Here is a 14011-nt window from a genome sequence, read left to right as displayed (position 1 = left end):
GCCCGAGCCCTTGACGTCTTCTTCGGATAAAAATATAACGCGTTATATAACTTGGAATGGATGTGGTATGGAAGACATCGTTCGCGCCCTCGGCTACCTCTGCCTTGGCAGCCGGCTCAAGCGCATCGGCGAGCAGGTGCAGTCGGATACGCAGCGCATCATGGAGCGGCTGGACGTGCCCTTGCAGGCAGGGCAGTACCCGCTCCTGGCCGCCATCGACCGGCTCGGCCCTCTTTCGATCGGCGAACTCGCCGAAGCGCTCGGCGTCACGCAACCCGGCGTGACGCGGGCGGCGGGCCTGTTGGCCGAAGCGGGATACCTCACCGCGCGCAAGGAGAAGGACGACCAGCGCATCCGGCGCCTCTCGCTGACTGAGGAGGGCCAGGCGCTCATCGACCGTTCGAAACAGGACATCTGGCCGGCCATCGAGGCGGCGGTGCGCGACATCTGCGACGGGCTCGACGGCAGCTTCATCGCTCAGCTCGACCGGCTGGAGGATGCGCTCCAGGAAAAACCCCTCCATCGCCGCGCGCTTGAAAACGAAGGACGCCCATCATGAAAGCCCTGCTCGACAGACCGATCTGGAGCGCGCTCGCCACCCGCCATAGAGAGCTCGGCGAGGGCGCCGGCCTCGCCCGTCGCTACCGGCCCGGCATCCTGCCGCTCGCCGCGACTGAATCCGATGACCCGCAGGCGCTGGCGGATCTGGCGGCGCTGACGCAGCCGGGCGAGACGCTCATTTTCCTGATGGCCGACCCCATCGTGCCGCCGGTCGGTTTCGAAGTACTGACGGCCGCGCCCGCGGTCCAGATGATCGCCCGGAACGTGCCGCCCGCCACCCCGGACGAGGCCATCGTGCCGCTCGGCGAAAGCGACGCCGAAGAGATGCTGGCGCTGGCGACACTGACGAAGCCCGGCCCATTTTCGCTGAAGTCGCAGGCGCTCGGCCGTTTTTGGGGCGTGCGGGAGGGCAAGACCCTCGTCGCCATGGCCGGCGAGCGCATGAAACAGCCTGGCTTCACCGAATTCAGCGGCGTCTGCACCCACCCCGATCATCGCGGCAAAGGTTACGCCCGGCGGTTATCCCTGCACGTCGCCGCCCAAATCACGCAGGCCGGCGATCAGCCATACCTGCACGCCTATGCCAGCAACGCTGCCGCCATCACGCTCTACGAGGCGATCGGCTTCACCCTGCGTAGCCCGATGCATGTCGCCGCCCTGCGCAAACCCGTCTGAGCCTTCCTTGTAACGTTCAGCGCCCTGTCAGCCGCTTGCCTGATCCTGCCGTCACGATTGGCAGGACAGGACCTCATGAACCGACATTTGAAAAGGGCGGGCCTCTTTCTCGGCACCGCAGCCGCCGCGCTCGGCCTCTACCTCACCGTCATCCAGCTTACCGGCAATTTCGCCACGGTCGTCCCCGGCGAAGTCTACCGCTCGAACCAGCCCACCAGCGCCGACATCACGACCTACGCCGCCCGCTACAACATCCGCACCATCATCAACCTCCGCGGCCGCCACGAGACGGCCAGGTGGTACAAGGACGAGGCCGCTACAGCCACGAGCCTCGGCCTGAACCTCATCGATTTCCCCCTGCAAGCCGACCGCCGCCTCGACCCCGCGACCGCCGCAAAACTCCTCACGGTCCTGCGCGACGCCCCGCGCCCCATCCTGATCCACTGCCGCTCCGGCGCCGACCGCACGGGCCTCGCCGCCGTCATCTACCTTGCCCGCATCGCAAACATCGACGAGGAAACCGCCGAGCGCCAGCTTTCCCTCCGCTACGGCCATATCGGCATCCCCTTCCTGTCGCCGACCTATGCGATGGATGAAAGCTGGGAGGATCTTGAGCGGGCGGCAGGTTCGGCCAGCTAGATCGGCCCATGATGTTCCTCGCGGGGTAAAGCGACATTTGATAACGTGCTTCCAAGCGACAACATGCTAAGTGTTTGGGTTGATGGGTCAGAACTACGAGAATGATGTTGAGATGGTTCGCCAAATTCCGGCGGTGCCATCGATCCTGGATGTGGTTTGCAAGGTCACCGGTATGGGCTTCGCGGCCGTGGCACGGGTGACCGAAGATCGATGGATCGCCTGCGAGGTCCTGGACAATATCGACTTCGGCTTGAAATCCGGCGGCGAGCTGCACATCGAAACCACGATATGCAACGAAATCCGCGATAGCCGGCAGGCCGTGATCATCGACCACGTGTCTGAAGACAAAACGTTTTCCAGCCATCATACGCCGGCGCTGTATGGCTTCCAAAGCTATATATCGATGCCGATCATTCTAGCGGATGGAAGTTTTTTCGGTACGCTATGCGCCATCGATCCGCGACCCATGCGCTTGAACACGCCGGAAACCATCGGCATGTTCAAGCTGTTCGCCGAACTGATCGCCGTGCATGTCGATGCCCGGTCTGCCCTCATTGCCTCGCGAGAAAGTCTCGTCCTTGAGAATGAGAGACTTGCCGCGTCTCAGGGCAAATTGCTGGATGCGCAAGCTGCCTCGGAACTCCGCGAACAGTTCATCGCCGTTCTTGGCCACGACCTTCGCAATCCACTGGCCGCAATCAGCGGCGGGACGAACTTCCTCTTGCGCAGGATCGACGATGATCAGTCAAGATCGGTCCTGCAGAAGATGGCCGCCAGCGTTCAGCGAATGGCGGGGCTCATCGACAATGTCATGGATTTCGCACGGGGCCGCCTCGGTGGCGGTTTGACGTTGACCAAAACGACCAAATCGCTGGAGCCGATGCTCGTTACCGTTATGGACGAGATCAAAGCCGCTTTTCCGCATCGACAGATCGAAATCAGTCTTGCGCTCGCCCATGACGTTCATGGCGATCACGCCCGTCTCGGGCAGCTCTTCTCGAACCTTCTCGGAAACGCGATCGCGCACGGCTCGGAAGACAGCCCCGTCCGCGTTGAAGTGACGACCAATCCGGCCGGTTTCACGCTGGTAGTCGAAAACGGCGGCACAAAAATCCCGCCCGAAACCCTGGAGCAACTTTTCCAGCCGTTCCGAAGGGGCAAAGTACGCGATAGTCTTCAGGGCTTAGGGCTCGGCCTGTTCATCGCCTCCGAGATAGCCAAAGCGCACGGGGGAACATTGACTGTCGTGTCGGACGATGAGCGCACACGCTTCACGCTGATGAATGCGCGACGTTGATTTGTCGCTGAGAGAGTTTCAGCCATTGATTTTTAAGGGTTATTTCGAGCACCCTCTAGAAGGTTTGGTCGATCCGCTCCAATAGGTTTGTCCTATTTCAGCAACGGTTCTGGCGCAAAGCAACAAAAAAAGGGTCCGCTATTGCGAACCCTTTCGATCACTCGATGAATTTTCAGGCTTATAGGTATTTTCGGATGTCGGCTCGGCGGTAGAACTCAGCGGTTCGGCTTCCAACCTCTGACTGTTCAAAAATTGGGCGGATGCCAAGGTCGTAAAGTTTATGTCGCAGAAGCCGAGGAGGAGTTCCGCACTCGTTGGCAAGTCCCGACAACGAAACGTGGTGTTTCATGAACGTGGCCAACGATTTTCGTGTCGTGTACTTTTTCTTGCGCCACGTTGTGGGGCAAACGGCGTCCACCTGCTCTAGAAATCCGAGTTTCAGCAACTCATGTCCGGTGCAGCCGGATGCCTTTAGCCTGCGCGTGATGTCTTCGCCGTCGATGAGATTGTCGCCGGCGAACAGCGAAGAATTGTCGTCGCGTCGACGCGCGGCCGCAATCCGCCGGCGCTTCTCGACAATCGCTTCGCGAAGTTCCGCAGGGTCGACTTTAAGGCCCAACAAAGCTCCGTCGCTATCCCTGGATCGGTAGAGCTTGATTTGCCCCTGCACGGCGAGTTCGAAGATTTCGGGGTTTCGGCACCGTGCGCGCATGCACGCCGCTGGTGTGTCCACGAGCTCGGTGGATTGTCCCGTGTCCAGTATACGAATATCCAGCTTCGCATAAAAGGCATTGTAGTCCTCGAGGCGGACGCGGGAATAGACCCTTGAGCGTCCGACGTTCTCGACGCGAGGGATGAGACCAGCGTCAAGGATTGTCCTGGCAACGTCGATATCGATGCCCAAATGCCTCGCGATGTCCGACGTGTTAAGTGTCTCAGCGGCCTCTGCAAGAACGCGGTTTCCCTTCTCCGCGTCGAAGTAGATTCGGCTACTCGGTAGATCGGACTTTTGAACCAGTCCCGCTCGCAGCAACAACTGATAGACCCGTTCCTCCATAAGGTTGTATTCGATGCTTGCGGATCGAAGCGAGTGAAGATGCCGTTTCCTTGTCGGCAGAACGAAGACGTCTTCAGGGCCCAGAGGCATATGCCTTTCTGCAATATCCTGGAACAGCTCGACGACCGACGAGTATTCCGTTCTTTGATAGTTGCGCAACAACCAGACACGCAGTTTCCCAAAGACGCTCTTCGCCTCCGACGCTTGAGGTTTTACGCGATCAATCGCCTCGGCCACCACCGCTTCAATGCGCGCCGGACCGGACGATGCGATCACAAAGCCCTCTTCTGTCTCGCCCGGGCGCGGTCCCGGGGGCCTTCCGCTATCGAAGTTCGCTCTGTGGAAGTTTCCAAGGTACTTACACAGGTCGAAGGCGACAAAAGTCTCCAGACCGTCAAGGTATGCGTTGGCCGTGTGTCCCCTGATCCTGCCTTCGATGTATCTATCCAATTCGAAGGCGCGCGCTGGTTTCGCAGCAGCCGACTGGGCCATAATACGATCCCTATGAGCCGACACGAACCTCGCGAAGTCCCCCAATTCGTGAGGTTCGCATCTCTCCTCGACGATCGAACAACCATGCTGTGGGCAGTGTCGGATCGCCCTGGTGGTCCAGGTTACGCGCACGTAAGCCCCGAGATGTGAGTCGTTTTCGCGTTCAGTCAGGTCGCACGCTACGCATTTGGGGCAGTACCTGTGACGGTAGCCTGGAAGCATATCCCGGCTCATCATGGCCTCGCCTAGTTTCCACGTCGCACCCTGCTGGACGGTTTTCAGCCGGTGCGCCGAGAGAACTTCAGGATCGAACCCGGACCAACCTGAAAGCATCGCGATTGCATCAGGTTCGCCGAAGTGGATCGAACGAATGGAGGTCCCGGTGATGGTGACGAAATTGTGCATCGACTTGAAACCGTTGGCCGCGGCGAGACGGGAAGTGAGGCTCAAACGAGCCTCACCATTGCGAAATTCGACAGGGTTGCGAAGCCTCATGCCGCGTCCTTCCCTGGTCGGCGATTTCGGCGCTCGGGGCGAAGGAGATCGGCAAGGGCTTTCGCGCGGTCGATATCCTGCCACGTTTTGGCGGTGATGATGTTGTCGAGTTCTCTGCTTCCTGAGAACCTGGAATAGGCGAATGCGAAGTCTTTGGGGCCGAGTGCCTTGTGACCTTTGGAAAGAGCCTTGTAGCAAGCCGCTCGGATGAATTCGATCAATGTCCCGATGCCTCCGCCGGCTGCTTTGACAACGCGCCCGAGGAAATCGTCCGTAAGTAGAGCCGGCGATAGCGTCAGACCGCAGTGATCGCTAGCGATGTCTTGTAGAACGTTCACCACGATGGCTTTGTCTCCCGGGAATAGAAGGTTCTCGAAACGCATTACGGTTGATCGATTTGCCAGCTGCTGGTCCCCCGTAAACAGGGTGGCAAGGTCAATCACGCCGCTCAGGATCAGGTGCAGAGGCCAGTCCTCAATTGAGAGGAGGCTTTTAAACCGGTCCTGTAGTTTTCGGACCGCCGCCGCCGTATCGGCGGCGAGCAGATGTTGCGATTCATCAAGATGGACCAAGATCGTTCCGCATTCCCGTAGCTGGGCTTTGACGGCTTGCCACAGGTCATACTCATTCGCGGAATGGCTAGCTTCAACGCCCAATTCCTGAAGGATGCGGATCGCGATGTCCTTGGTCGTGCAGGGTCGGGGTACCTCGATCGAAATCATCGGGATGATCAGGCGACCGGAGGCGTCTCTATACTGTTTCATCTCGGGGAAATCCCCGAGTACGTACTTGAGGGATGTGGTTTTACCGGTGCCGGATTCACCGATGATAGCGAGGATACGTCTGCGGCTACCACCCCCTGCTAGGCACACCTGGGCATGTTCCCAGAGCTCGTCGACGCGTGTGCGGAGATGATCGCATCTTTTGAATGACACGTACCTCGTATCCTCGAGGATACGTAGGTCACGCAGTTCGTTAGAAGTCCTGGCCATATCAGTAGTCCTCGTCGAAGTGGTTGAAGTTGGATGCGTGGGCATCCGTCTCTGCGAAGAATTCCTCGTCGTCGTCCTCCTGCGTCGGCTCTGCTGAGGGTTGCTCCATTCGATCCTTCCCGAATAGATCGCCACGTGTCGCCGCAGCGAGGGCGAGTGGGTCCGCGAACGTGTCAAGTCCATGAAGGGTAGGGGTGGTGATGTCCGGCGTGACGGCCCATCCGGCGAACATTTCCTTCTCCCATTTGAGGAAATCAGCGCTCGTCGGAATTCGAGGTGAAAGGTTGGCGCGAATTGTGGCGGCTTCTCCGGTCTCTCGAAGCCGATTGATCGCGTCGTACATGATAGTCAGACCCGTCGCGTTTGCGGTCGAGTAATGGTCACGCAGTTCCTTGCGGGCAATGACCCACTCGGCGAAGCTAACATCGTCATCCAGCCCGACCGTGTTCCGCGCAACAAACCAGCCCTTATCGGTCTTGAACGAAACCTGCGCGGCGCATTCCTCGTCGAATTTCACGGGAACCTCGACTTCACCGTGTTTTCTTCGCGTAGCCTGCAGTTCCGGATGGTCGTATGTGATCCCCATTACGATCACACCGGATGGCCCAACGGTGCGCTTTGTGAGATGGCCGAAGATATGGAGCATCTCCTGCGGGCCGGGTGGATAGTCGATGTCATACTCCTTGCATGCATCGACCCACGCATTGTGGGGTGTGTTGCCGCCCAATCCCTCGTGCGGCTTGTTGTGATAGATGTCGCAAATGGCGAAGATGAAAACCTTGATCAGCTCATCGACGACCAGCGATGCATGCGCCTGTGGATCGTAATTGCCTTTCTCAACGACATTGTGGAATGTCCGGCCGTCAAAGTACGGCGCAACAAGCAGCCCGATCGTGTGGAAGAGCCGTTCAATAAACGGGCGGAAAGTGGGCTGGCCAGCGGGCGGCCGGTTCGCTTCCATCCGCGCCAGCGTCAGGACCCGTTGCGTGCGTTTCGCCGTGAATTCGGTCCCGTTGTCATGCGTGATAAACTTCGGCCTGAGTTTACCAATCCAGGGGGTCTGTGCCCCCACGTATGAAGACAGGTGCCGCTTGTCGCTCATCACCATTCGAAGTGTTGCGACGGCGGCTGCGCCGGACGGCGTCAGGCTCGCCTTGAATGCTAGAATGTACCTTGTCGCGACATCGATGGCTGCCCCGAAGTAAATTCGGACGCGTGGAATTCTCTCCTGAATCTCCGGAGGGAGAATCTCCCAAATGCCCGTTTCCACGACCAGTGACATCAGATCGACGTTCACGAAGTCCATCTCGACACGCTGACCAGGCGCGACGATTTTGAAACTGCGTTTGATTGCCATGAACTTCTGTACGGCGTACTTCTCGCCGCGGCGGGCGGCGGCGACGTGGAACGCGTCGAAATTAGAGATCATCGTCTCGAATTTCCTGCGCGATACCTTCTGGAGATGAAGGTGAGGTAGCTCCGTACGATTACGCTTGGCGAGTGCCGCTAGATATTGCCGATAAATATGTGCCTTCGTCGGTCGGCTGCGCGAAAGGTAGGCGCAAGCCTCTTGGCGGGCAAATGCGATTGATCGCGGATGGAACGAGAGAAGCTTGGACCCGGGGCCGTGGTGCCGCGGTAGCAGTGCCATAACATCCATGCCGCACGAATGGTATCGGTCGTGCCAGCGCGCGAACGTTTTCGCCGAGGGACGTTTGAAGATCGCGACCTGGGTGACCTTGTCCGCTCTGCCGTCCTGAGCGGCCTCGAGGATTAGCTTCGAGTTGATGCTCGCCGTGTAAGCCGTCAGTTTGGCTGCGAGTTTAGGCTCGGACAACGGGATAGCTTTACCGAGCGCTTCGCACTCGGCGTCGTACAGTTGGATCATCTGCTCGCGGTATAGAGCGATGGCCTGGGATGCCGGCGTAATTTCGTCCCAGGTCTTGTCCCCGATGACGTTGCGGATGATCTGCTGCGCGGGGCTATTGTACCCGTAGTTGATGGTGGCCTTCTTACCGTCGAGAGCCGCGTAGATTTCGGCATGGGCCAGAAAGATGACCCGTTCCGGGTTGGTTTCCGATTTCAGCAGGTAGCCGACCTCGTCACGCGAGATCGGGATGTAGTTTTCTTCCGTTTCGAGCGAGTGATAGCGGTCTTCGGGAGACATACCGACCAGACTGTTGAAGAACTGTTTGGCGGGTACAGGTCGAAAAATCATGTTCATGGTGGGTCCTTTCAGGTTCCGCTCTTCGAGTTACTGTGCGGCTCGGAGCCAGGAGAGTTCGTCGATGCGTCCAAGATTGACGGGCTGGAGGAACCCCAGATCGATCAACCGCCAAATCGCGGTGCGCCGCGTCCGGCGCGATGAGCAATCAAGTAGAAGGTGACCGAACCGGACCTGACCCGGCATCTTCTCCAAGACGTTCCGAAGCTGCCTCACCTCCGCGTCGTCGTGGTGGGAGCGAGACATCAGGATGAAGTAGGTGTTTTCGAACAGGTCGTAGGTCGCTTCGTGTTCGGTGACGAGAATGATCGCGTCGACAACGGCGGTCGTGCGACGGCCGCCAGTCCCCACACCCGTGATCCCGTTGTCGCGGATACGTTTCAGAAGGTCCTTCATTTCGTCCCGTTTCCGCGAAGGCTTTACCGCGACGCCGATACGTGTCCCGTCGGTCAGTTCCACGAAATAGTCGAAGGTGTGCTGGTGACGGATGCCCTCATCGTCGAAGTATTCCACCCGCGGGTACTGGGACATCAGCGTTTTGATGTTCCTATATGTGCGCAGGAGCGAGCTCACGCGCTGCTCTAGGCCGCTTTCGTGGTACACGACGATGTTGCCGAAGACAGAATGACCGCGATTGGTTTTAGCCTGTTTGAGTGCCGGTTTCCGTGTAGCCCGAGCCGGGCTCGGCTCGACGAAGGGAGTACGTTCATAACTCTCGTTGGAACCGGTGCCCGACGAACATGCGCCGTCGTTCGATAGGGAAGAGGGAAAGGCCAGTGAGCCGAGGCCCACCCGTTTCATCTTGATGTATTTCGAGATTTTGTGGGTATGTCGCATGTTTAAAGACCTTCGGTTTGGCGCATAGCTCCGCCATCGGGCATTCGAGCCACGATCGACGTCTATGCGAGGATTTTTCAGGTTGACTGCTCGGACGCCAACCGCGGGTACGCGCCACCGAACACGGGTCCGCGTAGCCGAGGCGGCCATTGGCAAACTATGGTCGTGATGGAGCAATGTGGCTCGAACGAGCCAGGGCCCGCGGTGGTGAAACCGCCTTTACCTTATGCTAGCGCCTAGCCGGATTGCTTAATCCGGCTAGGTGGATTAGCTCTGGCATGGTATTCGCACCCGCTCTCGATGCACGAGAAAGATCGCGCCCAGATTGTATAGCGAATTTGGAATAGGGGAGGTGTAGTGACGCATTGTCGATCTCCATACCCGGCAGTCGATGAGTTTCCGCCGCTGACCCCATGGGTGCGGTGGTCAGGCGCTATCGCTTCATATGCGGTAGGCTATGCTCATCTTGCTGCCTTCCTGTCGCACCGCGACCCGTGGCTGGATGTCACTCCTGCAACGGTAGTCACGTTTCCCTAAATAAGCGGTTAATGAACCAAGTGGCGAGCTTGAGCTGTCGCAAAACTCGCCGCCTGTGGCCGCTATCGAGCGGACCGTGCCGCTCCTGTTCGAAGATGGAGGGTGCACAGATAAGGATCGTCGGGGAATTGTTCGGCCATTTCGTCGAACGTAAGTTCGCCCCAGAATTCGTCAGAAGGAATGATTGTGGTGTCCGTCGGCATGATTGGCTCCGTAGATTGAATGCGTCAGAGGGCGGCAGTCGCCATGACCGCGGCTTCGGGCATGATTGCGGAGACAACTGGTCGTATGATGGGGGCACGGTCGCTGTGCACGCACAGTCGAGTACGCCTCAACATGCCGGTTTTCCAGTTGCCTTTGCCGGCACGACGGACTATATACGGAGCGTCGCGCACGTGGGCGGACCTGGGTCGGTACTTCTACCTCCAAGTTCGGTCGTTCTGGTTCGACGCAAATTCCGTTTGCGTCGCGCGTTGGAGCACCCCGGCTAACAGGCCGGGATGGGTGGTGCGGTGTTGGCGGACGTTTGAAACGGGTCCTGCCTATGATTATCGGGCCGCCCCTGCAAGGGTGGCCCGTTCGCTTTTGGATCGGCGATTTTCCTGAACCACCATATCCATGACGCTTGGTCTGCTGAATTTTTTCGCGTTTTGCAAGAAGGTCGGCCGCATATTCAGAGCGTCGCCTTCCGAGCGAGAACATCCTATCGGACTGATGTTAAGGCATGTCCATTGAGGCGGGCGGCTTAGTTCGTTGTGTCTTCAGCGGCCCGCGATAGGAGGTTCGATGGGACCGTCTCGTGCCGACGAACACATTACTCCCACCTCTCGGGCAGCGTTCGGAGATCGGCTGCACCTTTCCAGAGACTATCGGAAAAGTTGCGTTTTCGTCCAGACTGCTTCATCAAGCGGATTACATGGTGCTGTCTTCGATTTCTGTTGTCGAGACGCCCTTCCGAAATCAAGACGTCACGATACGCGTAGCCTCTTGCGCAGTGCCGAAGATGATTTTGCCGAAGTCATCAATTTCAGAGATGGACAGATAAAACGTTCAATGCCGGCTTGGGTTCATCATTCTACCGGCGTCGAGATGGGTAGATTTTTCCGCGTGAGCGAAGTCTTCTTTATTCGATAGAGCTTCGTTCCAATCCGACGCCGAATGGTGCCGTCTATCAATGCGACTACGTTTTTATTCGAAGACACCGGGGTTGTGGCTAAGAGGCGCAAAATTTCAATCGTCTGGAAAAAGCGACTACGCGTCTCTTGATCGGCGCTTCTCTCCTTGCGTGTAGGTCGGTAAACGATTTTCGAGCGCTCTTGGAAACTGTCAACGAGTGGGACCTGGAAGTTGTCGGAGGCTATCGGTTCTCTGGACCAACCGCTGCCGACACGATCGATCGCTCTGAGATTTGATATGGGGGAGTGGAGAATCCCCTCTAAGAACCCCGAAAAAAAATCTTTCATCGGCGTTTTCTAAACCGTTTCGCGGGTCTATCTCGCACCAGAAAGGGAGAAGCACTCATATTTTCATGCCGAATAACGAGGTGATTCGTAGCCCCGTGGTCTTCCGTTAATCCATTCTATCCCGATTCGCTGCCCTCTCACGCCGCTAGCTGTGCACGCTGAAGATTTCCCCAGGTTTCGCCCATGATCGTGATCGCCGCGCTGCGGTTTCCTGTGGAAAGGGTTAGGCCCGTCAGACATCAGGCCAAACCAGTTTAGCTTGCATGCAACTGTCCTTTGCCTGACTTCTCGTCAAGAAAGATCAGGTGCCGTCTCGTCAAATCCGACGTCCCAGTCCTTCTCCCGCTTCTTGCCAGGTGGCGTCCTGTTGACCGTCGCATCTTCCGATCCAGTTACTGCGGTCGGCTTGGCACTAGCGACGCCATCGGCCTTCGGGTTCGCTTGTGACTGAGCAAACGCGCCCGTGTCAGGCTCCTTCCTACCCATCGCCGTGGTCCTTGGTTTTGAAGGCATCCGAAGGTCGATTTCGCTCAGGCGACTTGTTGGTTTCACCGACTGCATCTGTCTCGATGTCCGGATCGTCCTTCGCAGGGAGGTACCCTCGCGGCCGAGTTTCTTCAGGTCCCTCCCACCTCGGTGATTGATCCGTCGTTCCGGGCGCGCCATCGCGCGGTTTATCCATACCCATGTCGAAGCTCCCATGTTTGACCTACACCCCTAACCCAACCGTTTCGCCAATGTTCCCCGCCACGCTGGCCTTCCACTCGATAGCGCACCGAGCGCAGCCAAAAACTTTCCCTGGAACATTGTAGGTGCGCCACGGTTGAGTGGGTACGAAACACCCTTCGCGCACCTCCAGACTCTGCACTCGATCTCGGCCCTTGCAGGTGAGGAGTGCGAAAACGTAGGGCTCTGACGCAGCGCCCCGTCCTAGACAACCAAAAGACGGCGAGGAGACGAATATGAAGGCTTTGACCTGGCACGGCAGTGGGGACATTCGCTGCGAGGAAGTCGCGGACCCTGTTATCCAAGACGACCGAGACGCGATTATCAAAGTGACAAGCTGTGCGATCTGCGGTTCCGACCTCCACCTTTACGGTGGCTTCGTCCCAGGAATGCACCATGGTGATGTCATGGGTCACGAAACGATGGGCGAGGTCGTTGAAGTCGGTCGTGGTAACTCGAAACTAAAGGTCGGCGACCGTGTCGTGGTACCGTTTACGATCTCTTGTGGCGAATGCCGCCAATGCCAATGGGGTCAGTATTCTTTATGCGAACGGTCTAATCCGAATGGGGCCGAACAGTCCAAGCAGATCGGATATCCAACGGCGGGCTTGTTCGGCTACTCCGAACTCTATGGTCGCTTTCCTGGTGGTCAGGCGCAGTATCTTCGTGTGCCTTACGCCGATGTCGGCCCGATTAAGGTGCCGGACGGTCTCAGCGACGAGCAGGTCCTCTTCCTTTCCGACATCTTCCCGACAGGCTACATGGCGGCGGAAAACTGCGATATCCAGCGGGGACAGACGGTAGCTGTCTTCGGCTGCGGCCCCGTTGGCCTTTTCGCGATCAAGTCCGCCTTCCTCCTTGGAGCAGAACGCGTCATCGCGATCGACACCGTTCCCGAACGCCTCGACCTCGCCCGGCAGTCCGGCGCTGAGACACTTGATTACGCCGACGAGGACCTGCAACAGCGTATCCTCGAGATGACAGGCGGCAAGGGCCCAGACGCCGTCATCGAAGCGGTCGGCCTGGAAAGCCATGGTGCTGGCGGTATCATGGAGTCGCTGCAGTCGAAGCTGACCTCCACCGAGCGTCCCTATGCGCTTAGCCAGGCAATCATGGCATGCCGTCCCGGCGGGACGGTTTCGCTACCCGGGGTGTTCATCGGCCCAGCCGTTCCGACCCCGCTGGGCGCGTTTGTCGGCAAGGGACTGACCCTCAAGACCGGGCAAACGCATGTCCAGCGCTACCTGGAGCCGCTCATGAAGCTGATCGTCGAGGGCAAGATCGATCCATCGTTCCTCATCACCCACCGGATCGGCCTCGAAGAAGGCCCGGAAGCCTACAAGACCTTCCGGGACAAGTCGGACGGCTGCGTGAAAGTCGTGATCCGGCCAAACGGTTGATCAAGAAGCCGCCAATTTTCAGACCGAAAGCAGGAGAATGGAATGACCCTCGAAGGCAAGAAAATCGCGATCCTCATCGCACCGCGTGGCACCGAAGAGCCGGAATTCACAGAGCCCAAGGAGGCGGTGGAAGCCGCCGGAGCGTCGGTAACGGTTATCGGACTGCAGGAAGGTGAAGCCCGCACGAACAACAGCGACCTCGACCCCGGTGGCAGCTACAGGGTCGATCGGCTGGTGAGCGAAGTCTCGGCCAGCGACTTCGATGGTCTGGTTATTCCCGGCGGCTGCGTTGGTGCCGACAAGCTCAGAGCCGACGCGGATACGGTGTCCCTCGTGAAAGCCTTTTTCCAACAGGCAAAGCCCGTCGGCGTCATCTGTCATGGACCCTGGTTGCTGGTGGAAGCCGATGTTCTCCAGGGCCGGACGGTGACGTCCTATCCCACCGTCCGCAAGGATATCGAAAACGCGGGTGGCCGTTGGGTGGACGAGGAAGTCGTCTGCGATCAGGGACTGGTTACCAGCCGTAACCCCGATGATCTCCCGCCATTCTGCGCGAAGATCGTCGAAGAGTTCGGGGAAGGCAAGCATCCCGAGCAGGCACGGAGCGCATGAGAGT

12 protein-coding genes are annotated in these 14011 nt (G+C 58.4%); 6 read left to right on the top strand and 6 right to left on the bottom strand.

From position 1 onward, the window contains the following. The first annotated feature begins 67 nt into the window (after positions 1-67). The 4 genes from J2Y63_RS10865 (at position 68) to J2Y63_RS10850 (ending at position 3172) form a co-directional block, all read left to right on the top strand. Entirely contained in the window at positions 68-559 is a 492-nt protein-coding gene (locus J2Y63_RS10865) for a MarR family winged helix-turn-helix transcriptional regulator (RefSeq protein ID WP_435266091.1), read from the top strand. Next, positions 556-1236, top strand: a complete 681-nt coding sequence (locus J2Y63_RS10860) for a GNAT family N-acetyltransferase (RefSeq protein ID WP_435266090.1) — start codon at positions 556-558, stop codon at positions 1234-1236. The genes J2Y63_RS10865 and J2Y63_RS10860 overlap by 4 nt, the downstream gene beginning before the upstream one ends. Before the next feature lie 75 nt (positions 1237-1311). Next, the gene (locus J2Y63_RS10855; RefSeq protein ID WP_435266089.1) at positions 1312-1875 is read left to right on the top strand and encodes a dual specificity protein phosphatase family protein; all 564 of its coding nucleotides are present in this window, start codon (positions 1312-1314) and stop codon (positions 1873-1875) included. An 82-nt stretch (positions 1876-1957) separates the two neighbouring features. Beyond that, positions 1958-3172, top strand: a complete 1215-nt coding sequence (locus tag J2Y63_RS10850) for a GAF domain-containing sensor histidine kinase (protein WP_435266088.1) — start codon at positions 1958-1960, stop codon at positions 3170-3172. Between the two features lie 178 nt (positions 3173-3350). Here J2Y63_RS10850 and J2Y63_RS10845 read toward each other — a convergent pair whose 3' ends face one another. The 6 genes from J2Y63_RS10845 to J2Y63_RS10820 all read right to left on the bottom strand — a co-directional run bounded on the left by J2Y63_RS10845 (position 3351) and on the right by J2Y63_RS10820 (position 11957). After that, positions 3351-5216: a TniQ family protein gene (locus tag J2Y63_RS10845; RefSeq protein ID WP_306037752.1), complete on the bottom strand. Its 1866-nt coding sequence runs from the start codon at positions 5214-5216 to the stop codon at positions 3351-3353. Beyond that, positions 5213-6208, bottom strand: a complete 996-nt coding sequence (locus tag J2Y63_RS10840) for an ATP-binding protein (protein ID WP_435266087.1) — start codon at positions 6206-6208, stop codon at positions 5213-5215. Before J2Y63_RS10840 ends, J2Y63_RS10845 begins: the two co-directional genes overlap by 4 nt. Position 6209: 1 nt before the next feature. Continuing rightward, on the bottom strand, positions 6210-8432 hold the full coding sequence (locus tag J2Y63_RS10835; protein WP_435266086.1) for an integrase: 2223 nt from the start codon (positions 8430-8432) through the stop codon (positions 6210-6212). A 30-nt stretch (positions 8433-8462) separates the two neighbouring features. After that, a complete protein-coding gene (locus tag J2Y63_RS10830; protein WP_306037755.1) occupies positions 8463-9269 on the bottom strand; it encodes a hypothetical protein in 807 nt (268 codons plus the stop codon). A 2291-nt stretch (positions 9270-11560) separates the two neighbouring features. Continuing rightward, entirely contained in the window at positions 11561-11755 is a 195-nt protein-coding gene (locus J2Y63_RS10825; RefSeq protein WP_306037756.1) for a hypothetical protein, read from the bottom strand. Further along, complete coding sequence (locus J2Y63_RS10820) at positions 11748-11957, bottom strand: hypothetical protein (protein WP_306037757.1); 210 nt, start codon at positions 11955-11957, stop codon at positions 11748-11750. The genes J2Y63_RS10825 and J2Y63_RS10820 overlap by 8 nt, the downstream gene beginning before the upstream one ends. 274 nt (positions 11958-12231) lie before the next feature. On the opposite strand from J2Y63_RS10820, the gene J2Y63_RS10815 reads away from it, so the two are divergent. Together J2Y63_RS10815 and J2Y63_RS10810 are read left to right on the top strand one after the other, a co-directional pair. Further along, entirely contained in the window at positions 12232-13395 is a 1164-nt protein-coding gene (locus J2Y63_RS10815; RefSeq protein ID WP_306037758.1) for a zinc-dependent alcohol dehydrogenase, read from the top strand. Positions 13396-13437: 42 nt separating this feature from the next. Continuing rightward, positions 13438-14007: a type 1 glutamine amidotransferase domain-containing protein gene (locus tag J2Y63_RS10810; protein ID WP_306037759.1), complete on the top strand. Its 570-nt coding sequence runs from the start codon at positions 13438-13440 to the stop codon at positions 14005-14007. Positions 14008-14011: the final 4 nt, after the last annotated feature.

Source organism: Shinella sp. BE166 (assembly GCF_051201095.1).
GTDB classification, from domain to species: domain Bacteria; phylum Pseudomonadota; class Alphaproteobacteria; order Rhizobiales; family Rhizobiaceae; genus Shinella; species Shinella lacus.
This window is presented reverse-complemented; position numbering and strand designations above follow the sequence as displayed.

Bases quoted from the DNA above. Each gene is read 5' to 3' on its own strand.
- J2Y63_RS10855 (WP_435266089.1), top strand. From the start codon at position 1,312: ATGAACCGACATTTGAAAAGGGCGGGCCTCTTTCTCGGCACCGCAGCC.
- J2Y63_RS10835 (WP_435266086.1), bottom strand. From the start codon at position 8,432: ATGAACATGATTTTTCGACCTGTACCCGCCAAACAGTTCTTCAACAGT.
- J2Y63_RS10825 (WP_306037756.1), bottom strand. From the start codon at position 11,755: ATGGGTAGGAAGGAGCCTGACACGGGCGCGTTTGCTCAGTCACAAGCG.
- J2Y63_RS10840 (WP_435266087.1), bottom strand. From the start codon at position 6,208: ATGGCCAGGACTTCTAACGAACTGCGTGACCTACGTATCCTCGAGGAT.
- J2Y63_RS10850 (WP_435266088.1), top strand. From the start codon at position 1,958: ATGGGTCAGAACTACGAGAATGATGTTGAGATGGTTCGCCAAATTCCG.
- J2Y63_RS10810 (WP_306037759.1), top strand. From the start codon at position 13,438: ATGACCCTCGAAGGCAAGAAAATCGCGATCCTCATCGCACCGCGTGGC.
- J2Y63_RS10845 (WP_306037752.1), bottom strand. From the start codon at position 5,216: ATGAGGCTTCGCAACCCTGTCGAATTTCGCAATGGTGAGGCTCGTTTG.
- J2Y63_RS10865 (WP_435266091.1), top strand. From the start codon at position 68: ATGGAAGACATCGTTCGCGCCCTCGGCTACCTCTGCCTTGGCAGCCGG.
- J2Y63_RS10860 (WP_435266090.1), top strand. From the start codon at position 556: ATGAAAGCCCTGCTCGACAGACCGATCTGGAGCGCGCTCGCCACCCGC.
- J2Y63_RS10815 (WP_306037758.1), top strand. From the start codon at position 12,232: ATGAAGGCTTTGACCTGGCACGGCAGTGGGGACATTCGCTGCGAGGAA.
- J2Y63_RS10820 (WP_306037757.1), bottom strand. From the start codon at position 11,957: ATGGGTATGGATAAACCGCGCGATGGCGCGCCCGGAACGACGGATCAA.
- J2Y63_RS10830 (WP_306037755.1), bottom strand. From the start codon at position 9,269: ATGCGACATACCCACAAAATCTCGAAATACATCAAGATGAAACGGGTG.